We start from the raw sequence: 17,166 nt of genomic DNA on the forward strand, positions 1-17,166 counted from the left end.
TGTCAACTTGCATGGAAGATGCCTGCTTCGAGGCCGAAGCGGAGGTATTCGTCGAGACGGGCCAGCAGGTTCGCCTCGCGTTGCGGCGCGAACAGGTGGTTGCTGACACCCATCTCGCTCTCGTTGTCCGCGCCGCGGCGGATCTCGTCCACGGTCGTGGCGCGCAGCTGGCAGTAGCCGGGGTCGGCGAAGCGCAGCGAGGTGAAGTCGGGCGGGGGCTGGGACACGCAGCGGTACCTCTGCGGGGTCAGCGACTCGTCGGTGACGTAGCTGAACCGCACGCATCCCTCCTGGCGGCGTTCGGCGGTGACGGTGCCGAGCACGATCGAGTTGGAGATGTCCACCCGGACGGCTTCGATCGCGCCGATGACGGTGCTCTCGTCGAGCGTCAGCGCCGCCACCGCCAGCGCGGTGTCGGTGACGGCCGAGGCCTCGACGACGCTGTCGCGGACGGAGATGGTGGCGCCCTCGACGGCCGTGATCGGGCCGGTCACGCACCGCTCGATCTCGACGACGGCAAACGGGTGCTCGATGATCAGGCTGGCCGCCGCCGGGCTGCCGGGTGTGTTGTCCGAGGTCCGTGTCAGCCCCGGCACCAGCGTGCAGTGCTTCAGGACCACCGTGCGTACGGCGCTGTCCCCGGTGTCCTTCAGCACCAGCGGCCCGCCGCTGATCATGAGCCCGTCCAGCACGACCGTGCCGTCCCTACCGGGCACGAGTTCGATCGGGCCGGAGGCGGCCAGCAGCGGCCGGCGCCGGTCGGCGGCGCGCAGGACCACGGTCTTCGCGTCGTCGGTGGTGATCGTGGGGGTCTGGGCGTAGCGACCGTTGTCCTCGATCTCGACCGTGCCGCCGCTCTCGACCTGGTCGAGCGCGGTCGGCAGATCGGGGTCGGTGACCACGGGACCGTCGGTGACGTACGGGGAGCGGTCGTAGCCGCCGCCGCCGATACGCATCGCGGTCCCGTAGTGGTACGTGGCGATGGCCGCCCGGACGCCCCCGGTGACCGGGTCCGGGAAGTAGACCCGGCCGAGGACGGGGTCGATCGCGATCTCGCCTGATCCCGGCGCGGGCGCGTGCGCCCAGTCGCCGGGCACGTCGGACAGATCGCAGAAGCGCACCTTGCCCGGCGTGGCGGCGCCGAGCAGCCCGACCAGCAGGCTGCGGTCCTTGCCGTAGTAGGTGTCCCGGTGGGCTTTCAGCCAGCGGCGGGTCAGCGGCAACGGGACGTCGAGCGGCGTGGCGATGTGGGCGATCTCGTCATCGGTACGCGGTGCGCCGTAGAGCCGCGAGTCGATGCCCAGGGGGTGGAACCGGAAGCGGCGCTGCGAGCCGGTGTCGGGCACGAGCGGGCTACGGGTCAGCTCGACGGCCTCGACGCGCCAGAGGAAGATGCCGACGTTGTGGATGTTGTACCGTCCGGCGCGGGTGGCGATTCGGCGTACCTCGGCGGTGTGGGCGTGGTCGTCGAACGGTGTGCCGATCCACTCCAGCAGGGCGGGGTGCCGCAGGTCGGGGGTGCCGCCCTTGCCGGGCCGGACGTGGTTCATGTACTGGGTGGCGGTCAGCCGCTCGAAGAACTCGACCGCGCGCGCCCTCCAGCCGGTGACGTCGAAGGCGAGCTGCTCCAGCATGGCGGCGGTGCCCTTGCGGCGCCGGTAGGCGATGGTGTTGGCGACCTCGCTGCGCGGTGAGCCGAACGGGCCGGCCAGCGGCCGGTAGCCGATGAGGTCGCCGAGGTAGGGCACGGCCCACGCGGCGGCGGTTTCGACGAACTGGTCGTCGTAGAACTGGTCGAGGCTCTCCTCGAGCACGTCGATCTGCCCGGCGATCACCTCGATGAGCTGGGCGAGCTGACCCGCGTCGCGGGTGCGGTACACCCGGGGCATCAGGTCGTAGAGCCGGGCGACGGTCTCGGGTCGGGCGCTCATAGGGGCATCTCCGTCAGCCAGGTCAGCGGATCGGCGGTGAGCAGCAGCAGTTCGGCGCCGTACACCTGCGACTGCGTCGCCTGCGGGCCGTGGGCGAGCAGCCGGTGCTGGTGGGACTGCGCCGTGCCGCGGTAGAGCAGGTCCAGGTCGACGGCGACGACGCCGGTGGCCCGGTGTGCGGCGGCGATGACCTCGGACTGCTGCACGGGCCGGGCGAAGTCGCGCGCGGCGAAGCCGAAGGAGGTGGTGAGGGTGTCGGCGACCGAGCGCAGCACGTGGTTCAGCGCGTGCCCGGGGTCGCGGCGCACCTTCATCCGCAGCTGGAAGGGCACCTGCCGGTGCGGCACGACGACGACCGGCACGAGCGGATCGCCGTAGCCGTGCAACGCGTTCACCAGCCTCGCCCGGACCGGCGGCGGGACGGCGGTGCCGTCGGGGCCGGCGACGGTCACCACGATGGTGCGTACGTGGCGTACGGGCAGCACGGTCGCATCGGCCTTGGCGATGCCGGGGAACGCCCGGGAGAAGTCCGCGTAGTCGGTCAGCGACACCGCGCGTCCGAGCGTGGTGGTCGACAGGGGGATGCCGGCGCGGGCGTGGTCGGCGGCGTCGGGGTCGGCGCCGCCGAACGCGGGCGCGGGGTTGGTCACCCCCGTCACACCGAGCGGCGGGGACCCGAGTTGGGTCAGCGCACCCGCGGGCAGGTTGCCCGCGGCGCCGGTTCCCTTGCGGTAGCGGGCGCGCACGTTGTGCTGCCCGGTCGGCACGCGTGCGCCGCGTACGCCGTCGCCGAAGCCGGCTTCGACGGTGCCGGCCGGGGTGTCGGCAGTGGCGTAGACGCGGTCGCCGGGTCGGGCGGGGTACAGCGTGGGGGTCTCGGTCCACCGGACGTCGTTGACGCGCAGCTCGAGGGTCGAGGAGGCGCCGGCCGGGTTGTCGGCCGGCACGAACGTCAGGGGCGCGTGCTTGAGTTCGAACCGCTGGAACGCTTTGGTCGCCTCCCCGTCGCCGAGCAGTTGGTGCACGGTCTCGCCGTGGGTCGCCGCGGCCACGTTGCCGAAGATCAGCACGGTTTCGCGGGCGTGCGCGTGGGCCAGGTCCCGGGTGAAGGTCAGCACGGTGTCCGGTCCGGACCTGGTGGCCGACAGCAGCGTCATCGTCTCCGTCCGCTGGCCCGCGACGAGCAGTTTGCGCCCGGGTTCGAGGGCGGCGGCGTTGCCGCTGACCGTCACCTGGCTGCCGGACACCGCCGAGGTGTCGGGCTCGTCGGCGAGGATCAGCGGCTCGCTGCCGGCGTACACGGTGGTCTGCCGCACCTTGTGGAAGAACGGGAGGTAGTGGCTGTAGGAGCCGCTGAGCTCGACCCGGGTGACCTTGCCGGAGACGGCGAACTCCGCCCGGGACAGCTCGGCGACGGAGGCGACGGTGAAGTGCCGGTGCACCGCGCCGTCCGTGAGCACGACGTGGCTGCCGTGCAGGTCCGGGTGGGATCCGTCGACGTCGACCCGCATGTACCAGGGCTGCGACGGGTAGTTGGCCGGGTCGCCCCAGCCACCGGACGGCATGGGCTGGATGTGGTACGAGGGCCAGTCGGCGCAGGTCCCGCAGCCGTAGTTGATTTTGAACTCCTTCGCCATGGACTTCCACAGCGGGGCGTTCCAGCCGAAGACGTTGAGGTTCTTGCGCATCACGTACGCCGTCAGCGGACCCGCCACGGCCAGCGGGTCCTGCCAGGTGACCAGCGTCCGGTCGAGCGTGTCCTGCCGTACGGCGCTCGCGATCGGCCGCACCTCGAACCCGGCTGCTCCGTGGAACAGCAGCAGGTCGCCGGGTTTGAGGGTGGCGGTCAGGCCGCGGACGTACAGCGACGTGCGGCCGCTGCCGAGGATCGTCGTGCGTGTCTGTAGCGGACGCAGCACGTTCCACCGTGCGCTGGCCTCGATCGTCTCCGTCGTCTCGAAGACCTGCTGCTGCTCGCCTGGACCGGGCACGCTGCGAACCGCGGTGCCGGCGGGGATCGGCACCGACCCGGGCTGGCGTACCCGGTGGAACGGCGAGGTCGCGGCCGACACGGCGGCCGGCGGCGGCGGCTCGACGTGGAACGCGAGGTAGGTGGCGGCGGCGACGCCGGGGCGCAGCCGGTAGCCGACGAGCCTGCCCAGCTCCGTCAGCGACAGCCGCTCGGTGGCCGTCCGCAGGTAGGACTCCTGCGCGAGCCGCTCGGTGTAGAACGTCAGCACGTCGGCGACGCCGGCGACGCCGTCGAGCAGAGCCATGGTGAAGTCCTCGTCGGCGCGGGTGGTCAGTGCCGCCAACGCCGGACGGTCGGCGGAGGTGAGTCCGGCCTGCAGGCTCGCGCGGAACTGCGCGTAGACGCCGGGACGGTAGGCGATCCGCGGCAGCGCCGGCCGGTTGACCACCTCGACCGGGGTGCGGGGCGCGACGCCCTGGCAGCACCCGCAGGCGCACTGTCTGCTGCTCAACGTCCACCCCCGAGGGTCAGTTCCAGCACGCCGTGCTCCGGGAAGTTCGGGTTGTTGTCCAGGCGGGCGATCTCCAGCCGGCTCATCGGCAGGACCCCGCTGGCCACGCCGGTCACGCCGGGATCGTGCTGGCGGCGGAACGTGTGCACCTGCACCGACGTCACGCCGGGCACCGCCTGCGCCGCGGCGTAGACCGGGCTCAGGTACACCGGTTGGGCGAAGGTCAGGCGGTCGGCGTGGAACAGGGCGGTCAGCGCCTTGAGCAGTTCCCTGCGTACGGCGGAGCGGGCATGGGCCGGTCCGACGCACACGTGCACGCCCAGCTCCACGGGCACGAACCGGGGCGCGTCCAGCTCGAGGTCGTAGCCGGCCAGCCGGTACCGCTCCAGCCGCGCCCGCTGGTCCCGCTCGAACGCCACGTCGACGGGCAGGCCGCCGATCCGGTCCACGGTCAGGAACACGGTGTGCCAGCTGCCGGTCCAGCGCCAGGTCGCGGCGGCCCGCTGCACCTGGGCGTCACGGACCGCGACCTCCTCCCAGTCGGCCGGGGTCACCGCGCGCTCCTGCACCAGGTATGCCTGTGGCGCGTCCCGCCGGACCTCGTCGCCGCTCTCCGGTTCGTGCCCGCCGCCGGCGGGCAGCGGGTTCGTCACCGCCGTCACCGAGGCGGTCGTCGCGAGGTGCACCAGTGTGCCCACGCCGACATTGCCGGCGACCCCGTTGCCGACCCGGTACGTCGCGGTGAAGGCCAGCCCCGAGGCGGGATTGTTCAGCCGTAGGTACGCGGTGCCGTCGTGCTCGGCCTCGACGGCGAACTCCTCGGCGTCGTCGGCGCTGGCGAGCAGGTCCCAGCGTGGCTGCCAGGTGTGCGTGCCGTCGTCGAGGGTGATCTGTGGCCGGGCGCCGCGCGGCGTCGCCGCGGTCACGGCCGCCGCGGCGATGGGCCGGTCGAGGATGGACAGCGTGCCCGCGTCGGCGCGTACCCGTACCACGGTCAGCCCGTCGCTGACCGACCACTCGTCGTGCGCGCCGCGCACCGTCACCGGGGACTGCTGGAACGTCACCCCGTGGCTGACGAGCCAGTCCTTCACCGTCGTGGTGAAGGTGCGGGCGGTCAGGTCGGTGGCGACACCGGCGTCGAGATCGGTGGTGACCCGCACCCGGGGGTTGACGTCGACCCGCTGCGACAGCGGCCGGTGGCGCAGCTTCGGCCGGAACCGGGCCGGCACCTCCTTGCGCTGCTCGATGCCGCAGTGTCCGGTGTCACCGGCGTAGACCAGGTGCGGCTGCGGGACCTCGTCGAGCCGCTCGGCGGTGCTGCGGCCGTGGTCGGCCACCACGATGTTGCCCCACGCGACGCTGACCGGGTCCGGGCCGGCGGCCGTGGCGCTGACGCACAACGGGAAGGGCAGCCGGTCGGCCAGGTCCCAGGCGATCTCGGTGATCGCGACCGGGTCGCCGTTCGGTGTGGGCAGGAACTGTCCACCGGACGGGTCGCTGGAGGGCTCGACCCTGGTCAGCCGCACCGCGCAGGTGTGCGCCGGGTCGGCGTCGGCGGGCCTGCCGTTGACGGGGCTGCGCACCTCGGCGAAGACGAGGAGGTCGCCGGCCTTCAGGTTCGGGTGGTCGCCGAGCAGGGTCGCCGCGGTGCTGCCCTCGGGCAGGCAGCACCCGTCGTCGCCCCAGGTGTAGAAGTGCAGTTCGTTGTGCTGCTCGTAGAGCACGAACCGGTCGACGGTCTCGAAGACCGCCGCGCCCGCGTCGGCCGCTGCGCGCTCGCCGTCGGCGTCCAGCCGCGGCTCCAGTCCGTCCACCTTCGAGTAGGCCTTGGTGCCGGCCGCCAGGACCACCCCGTTGCCGTCCGTGGTGCAGCGCAGCAGCGCCCGCGCCGAGCAGCCGTCGTGCAGGCGGTAGTCGACCAGGCGGGCATGGCGGCGCAGCGAGACCCTGCTGCGGGCGGTGCCGAGGTACGCCTCGGTGGCGATGGCGTCCTGCCGGTACGACAGCCGGTCGGCTTCGTAGGCGAGCAGTTCCACCAGCGCGACGCCCAGGTCGGCGGGATTGCGCTCGCGCCAGCGCGGCGAGACCAGGCTCAGCCGGTCCAGCAGCATGCGCCGGAAGCTCGCGTAGTCCTTGGCGAGGTGGTCCAGCTGGGGCGCCTGCTCCAACTGGTCGTTGCAGTGGCACTCGTCGCGGCAGTCCCAGGAGGCGCCGCAGTCCACCTTGAAGGTGAACTCGACCTCGTCGAGGACGGGATCGACGCCGGCAGCCGCCAGGTGCAGGGTGTAGTAGGAGAAGTCGCCCGGTTGATCCGTCCGGACCACGAGGACGTGCTGCGGGTCGGCCAGCCCGGACACGATGCCCGGGTCCTCCCCCGCGGGCAGCGCGGTCGCGGCGGCGACCCACTCGACGCCGACGGTGCGGATGCGCTCGCCGCCGTCGATGGTGACCTGGTCCCTCGTGATGCCCGAGGCGGGCTTGAGCAGCCGGACGAGCAGCGTGCGCTGCCGCGGCCCGGCCGTCGCGACTTCGAGGTGTTCGATGCCGTTGAGCTGGCCGGCGTCCCTGACCACGCGCAGCCGCTTGTCCTGGCAGCAGGTGTACCTGATGCTCATGCCGCCGCCCCCGGAGCCGTGAACTGGTCGGTCCGGCGCTGCCGGGTGCGCCGGATGACGTAGTCGACCGACACCCGCAACGTCCCGTCGGCGCCGCTGACCTCCACCGACTCGACGGCGATGAGGTGGCCCAGCCACTGCTGCAGCGAAGCCTGCACGAGGAACTGCGTCGTCGCCGCGAGCTCGAAGCTGTGGGGCTCGAACGTCAGCGCCAGCAGGCCCGACCCGAAGTCCGGCCGCATCACCCGCTCACCCGCGCTGGTGAACAGCACCTGCGCGATCATGTCCTTGACATGCGTCTCGTCATCCACGGCCGCGGTGCGGCCGGTGGCGTCGAAGCGGTACGGGAAGCCGACGTTCATGTCGCCACCGCCCGGGGCTGGACCATCACCGGCAGCAGCGGCGAGCCGGTCGAGGCGCACACCGACGCGCCGGCCTGCACGGCCACCGGGCTGCCCATGACCAGCACCCGGGCCGCGCCGACGACCCACTGCCCGGTCTGGCAGAACACGCCGCTGGGTGTCAGCGAGCAGCCGGCGACGGCGTACGGCGTGCCCACGGTGACGACCGGCTGGCCGCTGACGGTGACCCGCGGGTTCGGGGCGAGCGGGGTGGCGACCCCGGCGTGCGAGCACAGGATCGCGGCTCCCGCGTGGACGATCGGACCGGGCATCGTCACATCACCGTCAGTCCACCGGCGTTGACGTCCACCGGCGTGCCGACGATGCTGACCGCCGGCCCGACCAGGGTGATCATCGCGCCCTTGCCGTTCGTGACGGAGATGCCGGCGTCGGTGACGGCGATCATCGGGACTCCCCGGCAGAAGATCGTCACGCCGCCCACGCCGGGGGTGTCGTTGATGACCACGCCGTTGAGCGTCGCCGTCTGCAGGGTGATGCCCGGCACGCCCGGCGGCACCGCCTTGGCCAGCGCGGGGGTCTCGGCGGGGTTGCCCCAGTAGCCGCCGACCCAGATCGGGTGGTCGGGGTTGCCCTGCTCGAACTCCACCCACACGCCCGCGCCCATCAGCGGCAGGGCGAACGTGCCGTTGTTGATGCCCGAGATGGGCACGCACGGCATCGCCCAAGAGGTGGGTACGACGTGCGAGACGTCGGGCACGATCACCTGCAGGCGGCCGATCTGCATCGGGTCGACGTTGTTGACGACCGTCGCCCGGTACTTGCCGTAGTACTTCTTCCCGGTTGCCTTCGCCGTTGTCGTCATGTCACACCGGTACCTTCGGGAGGGTCGACAGCAGGCCGTTGCGGGCCAGCGTGAACGACTGCTTGTACTCGCCGCGTCTGATCGTGTGGTCCACCGAGGACACGTAGTAGAGACCGTCGAACGCCTCGCCGGCGCCGCGTACGCCGACCAGGCCGCGTGATCTGAGCACCCGGCCGTAGCGGGCGACGTCCAGCGAACCCTGCCCGAACACCGAGTCCGAGTGCTGCGAGGCGTAGGCCAGGCCGCGCATGAGGGCGACCCACGGTTTGAGCTTCGCGTTCTCGTTGAGGAACGTGATCTTCGGGGGCAGCGGCGGCACCACGCCCAGCGGCGGGTTCCACGGGGTGACGTCCGGGATGGGGATCGGCACCGGGGCCTTGGAGTGCTGCTCCTGGATCCAGACGACCGGGAGCTCCTTGCGCTCCTTGTCGAAGGTGAACGACAGGGCCTCGACGTTGCGCCGCGGGGTGTCGAGGTCGAGGTTGAGCGCGGGCTGCGGAGCGCCGACGCGGATCTCCGGGCCCCAGTACGCCGTGCTGGCGCCGGGCACCGGCCCGGGATCCAGGTAGAAGACGTAGCCGACGTCCGCGGCGAGCTGGTTGAGGTACGCGAGGTCGGTGCCCTGGTGCCGTGGGATCGACTCGATCGGGATCGGGACGTCCTCGATCATGCTCGGGACGGTCACCGGGACGACGCCGAAGGCCGCGTACTTGGCCAACACGGTCAGCACCCGCAGCACCGGCGGCATCGCCGGGTACGGGATACCGTCGAAGTCGATCCAGTCCATCAGGGCCGACAGGTCCTTGCCCTTGACGACCAGCGTCGGCTCGCCGGACGAGTCGCGGACCTCGTGGTTGGTCATCACGCCGTCCATCAGGACCTCGGCCCGGCCCCGGATCGTCGCCACGATCACCACCCGCATGATCGGGATGGTGGAGCCGCCGGTCAGCAGGAACAGCGTGTGCAGGGGCGAGCGCCGCGAAAGCTTGAACGTGATCTCGAACCCGCTCTGGGTCTGCCCCGATCCGCACTGGATGCTGACCGAATCGACGGCCTCCAGCACCTCGCGCGGCACCGGGACCGGCACCGCGGGTCCGATCAGCAGGGACAGCCGCACACCGCCGTCAAGCATCGGGCACCCCCGGCATGCCCTCCTGGGTGGTGATGCGCAGACGGGCTCCGATCGTCGCGGTCAGTTCGTCGGGGTGCGCGGCGGGGTTGCCGTCGGCGATTCGCCACCACAGCTCGGGGTCACCCAGGTAACGCGCGGACAGGTTGTCCAGGCGGTCGCCCTCGACGACGGCGTGCTCGCCGATCGTGCCGAGCCTGTCCGGCTGCGGCAGCAGCCTCCTGCCCAGGTACGCGACACCGTCGTGCACCTTGATCGGTGTAGCGGCGTACCGGCTGTTGGGCGGGAAGCTGTTGGCGGGCACTGCCCCCGCCGCGATCAGCGCCTGCAACGGATCGTAGGTCACGGCATGCCCTCCAGCCCGAGCGCCGACAGTGCCCCCGCGCCGGCCTTGGCCGCCAGCGACTCCTTGTTCTGCAGGTAGTTCATGAACAGCACGCCGCCCTTGTGGCCGAAGCCGACGTCGTCGACCGACAGCACCCGCAGGCCGAGGCTCACCCTGGCCCGGATCGGGTTCAGCGCCGGGTCGAACGCCTCCTCGGCCACGGACAGCTCGGTGAGCCGTACCGGCACGATGCGGCTCCTGGACCAGACGAACAGCGCCAGCGGCGCCTCGACGGGCAGCACCTCGAGCGTGCCCGAGGCGGCCAGCCGGTCGTTGGCGAGCATCGCCGCGCTCTGCGGGAACGCCATGGCCTCCAGCACCGCCAGCTGCGGATGGATGCCGTGCTTGACGGCGTCGGGGTGCTGGTCGGGGTATTCCAGCTGGTCGGTGGCGTCCAGCACGGCGTCGAGCTTGAGCGTCTCGACGGCGGCCCCCTTGAGCCGCAGCGCCTGCGACCGGTCGCCGCCGTCGCCCCCGGCGGCCTTGATCTGGAACGTACGGGTGAGCGTGTCCGGGTTGTACTGCAGCGAGATCACCTTCAGCAGCGTGGCGTTGCCCGGATCGAGCAGCACGATGCCGCCCTTGACCAGCCGCGGCGATCCGGGAAAGGCGCTCATCGCCCGGCTCCTTCCTGGGCGGTCGACGCGGGGCGTTCCGGCACGATGCTGTGGAAGGCCGAGCGCGCGACGCTCTCGGCCAGGTCGACGCCGGTCAGCGGCACCGGAACCCCCTTGAGCGCGGCGGCTCTGCCCGCGCTGAACTCGCCCTGGTACGAGGTGGCGAGCCGGGCGAGCGCACGATGCAGCGCCTCGCGGAACACCTCCGGGTCACCCGGGTCGACGCCGTGCAGGATCACCTCGTCGACGGTGACGTCGATCGTCATGCCCAACCCCCGATCTCGGTGTCGGTGAGCGTCTTGTCGAGCTTGGTGTACTCGCGCCGGGTCGCCGCGAGTACGTGCGCCATGCTGACCGGCTCGTCCATGGCCGCGGCGAGGAACGCCGCGCCCAGCGCGATGGTGCGGATGTTGCCGCCGGACAGTTGCAGGCGGCCGAGCAGACGCCAGTCCAGGCCGGCGGTGGGCACCGTGGGCGGGAACATGCGCTGCCAGATGCGGGCGCGGGCGACCGGGTCCGGGAACGGGAAGGTCACCACGAACCGGATCCGGCGCAGAAACGCCCGATCGAGTGCGCTCTTGAGGTTGGTCGTCAGGATCGCCAGGCCCCGGTGGGTCTCCATGCGCTGCAGCAGGTAGGAGATCTCCAGGTTGGCGTAGCGGTCGTGGCTGTCGCGGACGTCGCTGCGCTTGCCGAAGATCGCGTCTGCTTCGTCGAAGTGCAGGATCGCGCCGCTGGCATCGGCGGCGTCGAAGACCCGCTTGAGGTTCTTCTCCGTCTCGCCGATGTACTTGCTGACCACGGCGGCCAGGTCGATCCGGTACAGGTCGAGGCCGAGTTCGGCGGCGAGCACCTCGGCGGCCAGCGTCTTGCCGGTGCCGGATTCGCCGGTGAACAGGGCGGTCACGCCGAGCCCGCGGGGTGAGCCCATCCCCCACTCCTCGTACACGCGGGTGCGGTGGCGTACCTGGCTGGCGATGTCGCGCAGCGTGTCGATCGCGGGTTCGGGGAGCACGACCTCGTCCCAGGCCGCGTACGGTTCGATGCGGTCGGCCAGTTCGGCCAGGCCGGACCTGGCCCGCACCCGGCAGGCGTGGTGCAGGCCGCCGGTGCCCAGGTCGCGGGCGATGGTCTCGATCGCGGCGACCTCGAACCGGAACGACGCGGCGATCTCGTCGATGTCGTCCCGGGGTCCGGTCAGCTGCCGCCACAGTTCCCGCTGGTCGGCGACGGTCGGACTCGGCACGGTGCGCTCGACGTCGGCGGTGGGTTCCCCGGTGACCAGGACGGGGTGGCCGAGCTGCGCCACGAACGCCGGTGGCGCGTCGGTGATCAGCGGCAGCGCGCCGAGCAGCGCCACCTCGCGTTCGACGAGGCGGGCCAGCAGCGCCGCGTCCGGTCCGGCCGCGGGCAGCCGTTCACCGGGTACGACCAGCAGCAGCCGGCCCAGTTCGGCGGCGACGTGGCCGGCGATCCGTTCGCGGGTCCGCGCGTCGGCTCCGTCCAGGCGCACCGTCACCCGGCCCGGTCGGGCCGCCACGGTGGCGGCGAGCTGCCGGGCGAGGTCCGCCTGCGCCTGCGTCACCCGTCCGGCGCCGTCCGGCCGGGCCGCGACGATGCCGTCGAGGCGGGCGTCCAGGCAGGTCGCGCCGGTGAGGTGGTGCAGGACGCGTTCGTCGATGCGCAGCGGCCGGTCGATCAGTCCGGGTCCGGCCCCGAGTTCGACCAGGCACCAGTGCCGCAGCGGCGCGGCGTGCGCCAGGGCGTCCCAGTGCCCCCCGTCCAGCGCGGACAGGGCCGCGCCGAACGTGGGGCGGGTGAATCTGCTGTCGAGTTCCACCCCGGCGCACCAGAGCAGCACGTCGCGTTCGAAGCCGGTCAGCCGGAAGACCTCCACGAGCCGCGCGAGCCGGGTGTCGTCGGAGGCGTCGGCCTCGGCGGCGGACTCGCCGCTCAGACGCGCGTGCAGCCGGTCCAGCTCCGCGATGAGCAGACGCTGGTCGGGGGAGGTCCACCGCTGCGGCTCGGTGACGGTCATGGCACCGTCACCTGCCGGTCGGCGCGAAACACCGGCACCGGGCCGCTGTGGTCGGTGAAGCGGCTGTCGACGCCGTCGACCCGCAGTCGCAGCGTCGCGGACCCGGCCGGTATCGGCGCGAACTCGGCGTCGACCTGCCCGGCGGGCAGCGTACGGACATCGACCGTGGCCTGCGCGGAGTCGAGCCCGACGGTGACCGTCTGTTCCGGCCGGACCTGCGGGGTGACGTCGACCCGGGCCGTCACGCGGTTGGTCGTGACGTCGCGGGTGACGACCGAGGCGGTCGGTTCGGGCGCGAGCAGCAGGGCCGCGGAGTTCGTGGTACGCGGCTGGGCTTCGCCCTGCGGGATCAGGGTCACGCTGACGTTCCAGACCCCGGCGGGCCAGATCTGGCTCGCCGACTCGGCCGCGGGCAGGGCGAACGTCAGCTCGGTGGCCGACGTGTTCGCGCCGACGGTGATCTCGTGCGGGGCGGCGAGCAGCCGGTGTCCCAGGGTGACCTTCGCGGCGGTGCCGGCAAGGTGGTGGCCATGCAGCGTGATCGTCTCGCCGAGCTCGGCGGTGGTGGTGCCGTCGGGTGCGATGGCCGAGTCGACCGCCGGCAGCGGCGCCACCAGCGACGGCTCGACCGTGAGCCGGCGGGTCAGCACGGGCAGCGGGTCGGCCGCCGGCTCCACGCCCTGGATCAGGACCACGTTGACCTGGTACGCCGCGCTGGGCCGGTAGTTCTTCTGCACCGCCGACCAGATCTTCGACATCCCGTCGAACTCCAGCGGCTCCCACGTGATCTTCACAGTCTCGAACTGGTCGGCGAGTCCGGCGTTGGCGGGTGCCTGGAACGGACCGGGCAGCACGGTCGGGTCCAGCGGGCTCAGTTCCAGGGCCTTACGGATCGCCGCGCGGTCGAGGAACGGCCGCTCGTGCAGCAGGTGCATGCCGTAGCCGAGCAGGATCTCGGCGTGCAGGTCCTCCCGGCCGTACGCCGTGAGCAGGTAGTGCAGGTCGACGGCGAGCGGCGGGTTGGCGAGGCGACGGCCGCCGCTGTCGCGGGTCGGCAGGTCCATGTTGCGGTACGCGGGGTTGAGGCTCACCCGGTAGAGAAACAGGTTGAGCTGCGGGCCCTCCTGCGGATCGTCGAGTTTGATCAGGTCGGGGGCCTTGGCCGACACCTTGACCGGGCTGCCGACGGCTGTCGCGGCGTCGATGAGCCCGTTGTCCAGGACGTTGCGCAGCACCGCGCTGACGGCGCCGATGGCCAGTGCGGTGCTCATCGCGGTCTCCCGTCGTCGCCGCGCAGGTACTGGGCCAGGGTCAGCCCTCGCGGCTCGCCCGGCGGGTCCGGTACCGAGGCGGTCGGGGGCTGTGGGGCGGGGATCGCCCGTACCTCGATGCGTCCGATGCTGATGGTGACGGCGGGCGGCGGCGCGGGGGTGACAGCCTCGGCTCGCGTACCGCGCCGGCCCGCCGCCCGTGCGGCTGTACGCTGCGCGGCCCGCGTCGGCGGCGTGGCCGGCGGCGTGACCACCGGTTCCTCCCGAGGCCGCAGCCGGCCGGTGTCGCCACCCTCGGCCGGGCGCGGGATCCTGTCCAGCCGGTGCGCCACGCGATCCGGCCGTGCCGCCTCCTGCTCGGGCTCGACCGGGGTCGGGTCCTGCGGGTGCGCGATCCGCGCCGCGCTCGACGGCGGTGCGGCAGGCGGTTCGGGCGCGACCGGTGTGGCAGCCGGCGGGCGCGGCGACGCGGTCGACGCCCGGGCGGCGTCGGTCACCGCCGTGCCGGGGCCCGGCGCGATCGCCTGCTCGTGGTCGTCGGCCATCTCGCGCGGGTCGGGCGGTGCGGCGCCGCTCTCGAACAGCGACTGGACCCGCGGGGTGATCGCGCCGGGCACGCCCGCCGGGTCGACCAGCCTGGTGAACAGATCCGGCTCAGCCATGGCGCACCAGCTCCAGGTAGGAATCGCGACGCTGCTGCGACAGGGCGAAGATCTGCTCCTCGGACCAGCCGTACGCCCGGGCCAGCTCGTCGACCTCCCGCAGCAGCCGCTGGGCGTGGGTACGCAGTTGCGCCCAGACGAACTCGGCGGCCACCAGCGCGGCCTCCCACCCGTACGCGCACTGCGGACAGACCAGTTCGACGGTGATGTCGGCGTACGGGTCCGCCGCGGCGATACGTGCGGCCAGTTCGGCACGCAGCGACGGCGGGCACGACGGCGCACACCGTTGCAGCAGTGTCGCCCCGTCCGGGGCACCGGCGGAGGCCACCAGGTCGTCGTCGTGCGGCAGCCGCCAGTCGACGGTCACCTCGCCGACGACCAGCGGCTCGACGGGCGCCGCGGGCGGCATGGCGGAGGTGAGTTCGGCGATGGGAACGCTGAGCTCGACGTCGGTCGCGCAGCGGGGGCAGCGGGCGAGCCCGTCCAGCCGGACGCCGAAGTGTTCGACGTGGACGGTCAGCAGGGCTGCTTCCCGCCTGCCCACGGATGGTTGCGGTTGCCGGCCGAAGGCACGCAGGAGTGCCGCGGGCCTCGCCGCAGATGGCAGGGACCGCACACTCTCCCACGCGGCGACGATCGCTGCGGGGGCCGTCATCGTCAGCCGACAGGCTCGGTGAAGCTCGGCTCGGCCGGCTCGCCGACCTCGTAGTCACGCTCCCAGCCCTCGTGCTCGAGCTTGAGGGTCTGGATGGCGACGGCGTTGGCGTTGGCGTCCAGATCCGGCAGCGCCTGGTACTCCGACACCCACGCCCGGAACACCTTGTACGCCAGCACCACCTGGCCGGCCTCGTTGTACACCTCGATGATGATGTCCTTGCGGAAGTTCTTCAGCGAGGTCTCCATGCCCAGGCCGGAGCCGTAGTTCCAGACGCGGTTGGCCCACTTCTCGAACTCCGTGTCGTGCGTGACGCCGCGCTCCAGGGTGATCGCCTCGTACTTCGTGCGACCGGGCGACTTGCGTGAGGTCGACGGGTCGCCGCCCTCGCGGTGCTCGACCACCTCCGTGGTGCGTTTGAGCGCACCGACCTTGCTGACCCCGGCGACGTAGCGGCCGTCCCAGCGGACCCGGAACTTGAAGTTCTTGTACGGGTCGAATCGCTGCGGGTTCACCGTAAACCTGGCCATCGTTCCTCCTACGCAGCTACCTGACCGGCCAATTGCTGAAGCTTGATGACGACGAACTCGGCGGGCTTCAGCGGCGCGAAGCCGACGACGATGTTGACGATCCCGCTGTTGACGTGGTGCTGCGTCGTGGTCTCCCGATCGCACTTGACCAGGTACGCGTCCTTGGGCGTCTGCCCCTGGAACGCGCCCTGCCGGAACAGGTCGTGCATGAACGCGCCGACGTTGAGCCGGATCTGCGCCCAGAGCGGCTCGTCGTTGGGCTCGAAGACGACCCACTGCGTGCCCCGGTAGAGGCTCTCCTCGATGAACAGCGCCGTTCGCCGGACCGGCAGGTACTTCCACTCCGAGGCGAGCCTGTCGTTGCCCTGCATGGTGCGTGAGCCCCAGACCACCTGACCGGCGGCGGGCAGCGTACGCAGGCAGTTCACGCCCAGCGGGTTGAGCTGGCCGTTCTCGGCGTCGGTCAGCGGCACCTCGAACGCGGGCACGCCCACCAGCGCGGCGTCCAGGCCGGCCGGGGCCTTCCACACACCGCGCTGGGCGTCGGTGCGGGCGATCGTGCCGGCGACCGCGCCGCACGGGGCGAACGGCTCAAGCTGGTTGTCCCGCAACGGGTTGGGCTGCTTCAGCCGGGGGAAGAAGACGGCGGCGTTCTTCGAGTTCGTACCGACGCTGCTGGTGAAGTTACCGGCGCCCGTGACCGCGTCGTCCTTCTTCGTCCAGACCGGGTCCACGATGAGCACCGCCCGGCGTTCCTCGCAGTACGCGGCGGCGGCGGTGATCACCCCCGCCTCCACCCTGCCGGCCACCCCGCCGTCGGGGTCGAGCTCGTACGGCGGTATGCACAGGAGGTTGAACAGGTCGGCGTGATCCAGTGCCCGGATCCCGCGCTTGCCCGCCATGGTGTACTCGGCCAACTTGGGGATCGCGCCGTCGTGCGGCACCTCGTCGGCGGTGGCGACCCTGGTGTTGGTCGCGGTCGCGTGGTCCTTCCAGGGGTCCTGGCCGGGCTGGGGCGCGGGGTGGTCGTCGGGCCGCTTCGTGGCCGCGACGACCGGCTCGCCGTTGACCAGGGCGGACTCGTTCTTCAGTACCAGGTCCACGCGGCGTGGGCTGTCCAGCGCGACCGAGACGTTGCGGAACTCCTCCACCACCCCGGTGAGGTCGTCGCGGACGTACAGGTTGAACAGCTTGGTGTCGGTGGTGTCCCGGGTGTCCCAGTCCACCCGCGCCCGCAACCGGTTGCCCCACCGGCCGGGGTGGCGCGCCGTCAGCGCGTACTTCGCGCCGCCGCCCTCCGGGTCGAGCTTGACCAGGGCGTGCGTCGCGTCCGTGCCGGCCTTCTTGAACAGGCGCACGATGATCGCCTGCGAACCGCCGTTGAGGAAGAAGTCCCGCACCGCGTAGGTCATCGGGCTGAGGACCCACAGCCCGCCGAAGGTGCGCTCGAAGTCGGCGTAGCTGTTGACGACCACCGGCCCGTCCTCGTCGGTCGGGCCCCGCAGGGCGCGCCCGACGAACGCGGTGATGGAGGTGGCGACGCCGGTGACCGTGCGTACACCGCTGGAGATCTCTTCGACGTACACGCCCGGATAGCTCAATGAGACCGGCATGACGACCTCCGTG

General features: G+C 72.0%; 16 protein-coding genes. All 16 read right to left on the reverse strand.

The genetic code is table 11. The features are described 5' to 3' along the window. Positions 1 to 2 precede the first annotated feature (2 nt). Positions 3 to 1,931, reverse strand: a complete 1,929-nt coding sequence (locus ACTMSW_RS09205; protein ID WP_441180098.1) for a hypothetical protein — start codon at positions 1,929 to 1,931, stop codon at positions 3 to 5. Beyond that, a complete protein-coding gene (locus tag ACTMSW_RS09210) occupies positions 1,928 to 4,414 on the reverse strand; it encodes a putative baseplate assembly protein (protein ID WP_441180099.1) in 2,487 nt (828 codons plus the stop codon). Before ACTMSW_RS09210 ends, ACTMSW_RS09205 begins: the two co-directional genes overlap by 4 nt. After that, on the reverse strand, positions 4,411 to 7,029 hold the full coding sequence (locus ACTMSW_RS09215) for a hypothetical protein (RefSeq protein ID WP_441180100.1): 2,619 nt from the start codon (positions 7,027 to 7,029) through the stop codon (positions 4,411 to 4,413). Before ACTMSW_RS09215 ends, ACTMSW_RS09210 begins: the two co-directional genes overlap by 4 nt. Then, positions 7,026 to 7,391, reverse strand: coding sequence for a GPW/gp25 family protein (locus ACTMSW_RS09220; protein ID WP_441180101.1), 366 nt, complete (start codon positions 7,389 to 7,391; stop codon positions 7,026 to 7,028). The genes ACTMSW_RS09215 and ACTMSW_RS09220 overlap by 4 nt, the downstream gene beginning before the upstream one ends. Next, positions 7,388 to 7,702: a hypothetical protein gene (locus ACTMSW_RS09225; protein ID WP_441180102.1), complete on the reverse strand. Its 315-nt coding sequence runs from the start codon at positions 7,700 to 7,702 to the stop codon at positions 7,388 to 7,390. The genes ACTMSW_RS09220 and ACTMSW_RS09225 overlap by 4 nt, the downstream gene beginning before the upstream one ends. Before the next feature lie 2 nt (positions 7,703 to 7,704). Next, positions 7,705 to 8,253 (reverse strand): phage baseplate assembly protein V, encoded by a 549-nt coding sequence (locus ACTMSW_RS09230; RefSeq protein ID WP_441180103.1) that lies wholly within the window; start codon positions 8,251 to 8,253, stop codon positions 7,705 to 7,707. A gap of 1 nt (position 8,254) precedes the next feature. Beyond that, a complete protein-coding gene (locus ACTMSW_RS09235; RefSeq protein WP_441180104.1) occupies positions 8,255 to 9,385 on the reverse strand; it encodes a hypothetical protein in 1,131 nt (376 codons plus the stop codon). Further along, positions 9,378 to 9,728: a hypothetical protein gene (locus ACTMSW_RS09240; protein WP_441180105.1), complete on the reverse strand. Its 351-nt coding sequence runs from the start codon at positions 9,726 to 9,728 to the stop codon at positions 9,378 to 9,380. Before ACTMSW_RS09240 ends, ACTMSW_RS09235 begins: the two co-directional genes overlap by 8 nt. Next, a complete protein-coding gene (locus ACTMSW_RS09245; RefSeq protein ID WP_441180106.1) occupies positions 9,725 to 10,384 on the reverse strand; it encodes a CIS tube protein in 660 nt (219 codons plus the stop codon). Before ACTMSW_RS09245 ends, ACTMSW_RS09240 begins: the two co-directional genes overlap by 4 nt. Then, positions 10,381 to 10,650, reverse strand: a complete 270-nt coding sequence (locus tag ACTMSW_RS09250) for a hypothetical protein (RefSeq protein ID WP_441180107.1) — start codon at positions 10,648 to 10,650, stop codon at positions 10,381 to 10,383. Before ACTMSW_RS09250 ends, ACTMSW_RS09245 begins: the two co-directional genes overlap by 4 nt. Continuing rightward, complete coding sequence (locus ACTMSW_RS09255; protein WP_441180108.1) at positions 10,647 to 12,422, reverse strand: ATP-binding protein; 1,776 nt, start codon at positions 12,420 to 12,422, stop codon at positions 10,647 to 10,649. The genes ACTMSW_RS09250 and ACTMSW_RS09255 overlap by 4 nt, the downstream gene beginning before the upstream one ends. Next, positions 12,419 to 13,693: a DUF4255 domain-containing protein gene (locus tag ACTMSW_RS09260; protein ID WP_441180109.1), complete on the reverse strand. Its 1,275-nt coding sequence runs from the start codon at positions 13,691 to 13,693 to the stop codon at positions 12,419 to 12,421. Before ACTMSW_RS09260 ends, ACTMSW_RS09255 begins: the two co-directional genes overlap by 4 nt. Then, positions 13,690 to 14,355, reverse strand: a complete 666-nt coding sequence (locus ACTMSW_RS09265; protein WP_441180110.1) for a hypothetical protein — start codon at positions 14,353 to 14,355, stop codon at positions 13,690 to 13,692. Before ACTMSW_RS09265 ends, ACTMSW_RS09260 begins: the two co-directional genes overlap by 4 nt. Beyond that, entirely contained in the window at positions 14,348 to 14,899 is a 552-nt protein-coding gene (locus tag ACTMSW_RS09270; protein ID WP_441180111.1) for a hypothetical protein, read from the reverse strand. Before ACTMSW_RS09270 ends, ACTMSW_RS09265 begins: the two co-directional genes overlap by 8 nt. Before the next feature lie 113 nt (positions 14,900 to 15,012). After that, positions 15,013 to 15,540 carry a phage tail protein gene (locus ACTMSW_RS09275; protein ID WP_441180112.1) on the reverse strand — a complete coding sequence of 176 codons (528 nt, stop codon included), beginning with the start codon at positions 15,538 to 15,540 and terminating at the stop codon, positions 15,013 to 15,015. Positions 15,541 to 15,548: 8 nt separating this feature from the next. Continuing rightward, on the reverse strand, positions 15,549 to 17,153 hold the full coding sequence (locus ACTMSW_RS09280) for a phage tail sheath family protein (protein WP_441180113.1): 1,605 nt from the start codon (positions 17,151 to 17,153) through the stop codon (positions 15,549 to 15,551). Positions 17,154 to 17,166: the final 13 nt, after the last annotated feature.

Source organism: Micromonospora sp. BQ11 (assembly GCF_052068135.1).
Taxonomy (GTDB): Bacteria; Actinomycetota; Actinomycetes; order Mycobacteriales; family Micromonosporaceae; genus Micromonospora.

Excerpts from the sequence above, each read along its gene's own strand:
- ACTMSW_RS09250 (WP_441180107.1), bottom strand. The coding sequence starts at position 10,650 with ATGACGATCGACGTCACCGTCGACGAGGTGATCCTGCACGGCGTCGAC.
- ACTMSW_RS09265 (WP_441180110.1), bottom strand. The coding sequence starts at position 14,355 with ATGGCTGAGCCGGATCTGTTCACCAGGCTGGTCGACCCGGCGGGCGTG.
- ACTMSW_RS09275 (WP_441180112.1), bottom strand. The coding sequence starts at position 15,540 with ATGGCCAGGTTTACGGTGAACCCGCAGCGATTCGACCCGTACAAGAAC.
- ACTMSW_RS09225 (WP_441180102.1), bottom strand. The coding sequence starts at position 7,702 with ATGCCCGGTCCGATCGTCCACGCGGGAGCCGCGATCCTGTGCTCGCAC.
- ACTMSW_RS09215 (WP_441180100.1), bottom strand. The coding sequence starts at position 7,029 with ATGAGCATCAGGTACACCTGCTGCCAGGACAAGCGGCTGCGCGTGGTC.
- ACTMSW_RS09280 (WP_441180113.1), bottom strand. The coding sequence starts at position 17,153 with ATGCCGGTCTCATTGAGCTATCCGGGCGTGTACGTCGAAGAGATCTCC.
- ACTMSW_RS09245 (WP_441180106.1), bottom strand. The coding sequence starts at position 10,384 with ATGAGCGCCTTTCCCGGATCGCCGCGGCTGGTCAAGGGCGGCATCGTG.
- ACTMSW_RS09260 (WP_441180109.1), bottom strand. The coding sequence starts at position 13,693 with ATGAGCACCGCACTGGCCATCGGCGCCGTCAGCGCGGTGCTGCGCAAC.
- ACTMSW_RS09220 (WP_441180101.1), bottom strand. The coding sequence starts at position 7,391 with ATGAACGTCGGCTTCCCGTACCGCTTCGACGCCACCGGCCGCACCGCG.
- ACTMSW_RS09230 (WP_441180103.1), bottom strand. The coding sequence starts at position 8,253 with ATGACGACAACGGCGAAGGCAACCGGGAAGAAGTACTACGGCAAGTAC.
- ACTMSW_RS09255 (WP_441180108.1), bottom strand. The coding sequence starts at position 12,422 with ATGACCGTCACCGAGCCGCAGCGGTGGACCTCCCCCGACCAGCGTCTG.
- ACTMSW_RS09235 (WP_441180104.1), bottom strand. The coding sequence starts at position 9,385 with ATGCTTGACGGCGGTGTGCGGCTGTCCCTGCTGATCGGACCCGCGGTG.
- ACTMSW_RS09205 (WP_441180098.1), bottom strand. The coding sequence starts at position 1,931 with ATGAGCGCCCGACCCGAGACCGTCGCCCGGCTCTACGACCTGATGCCC.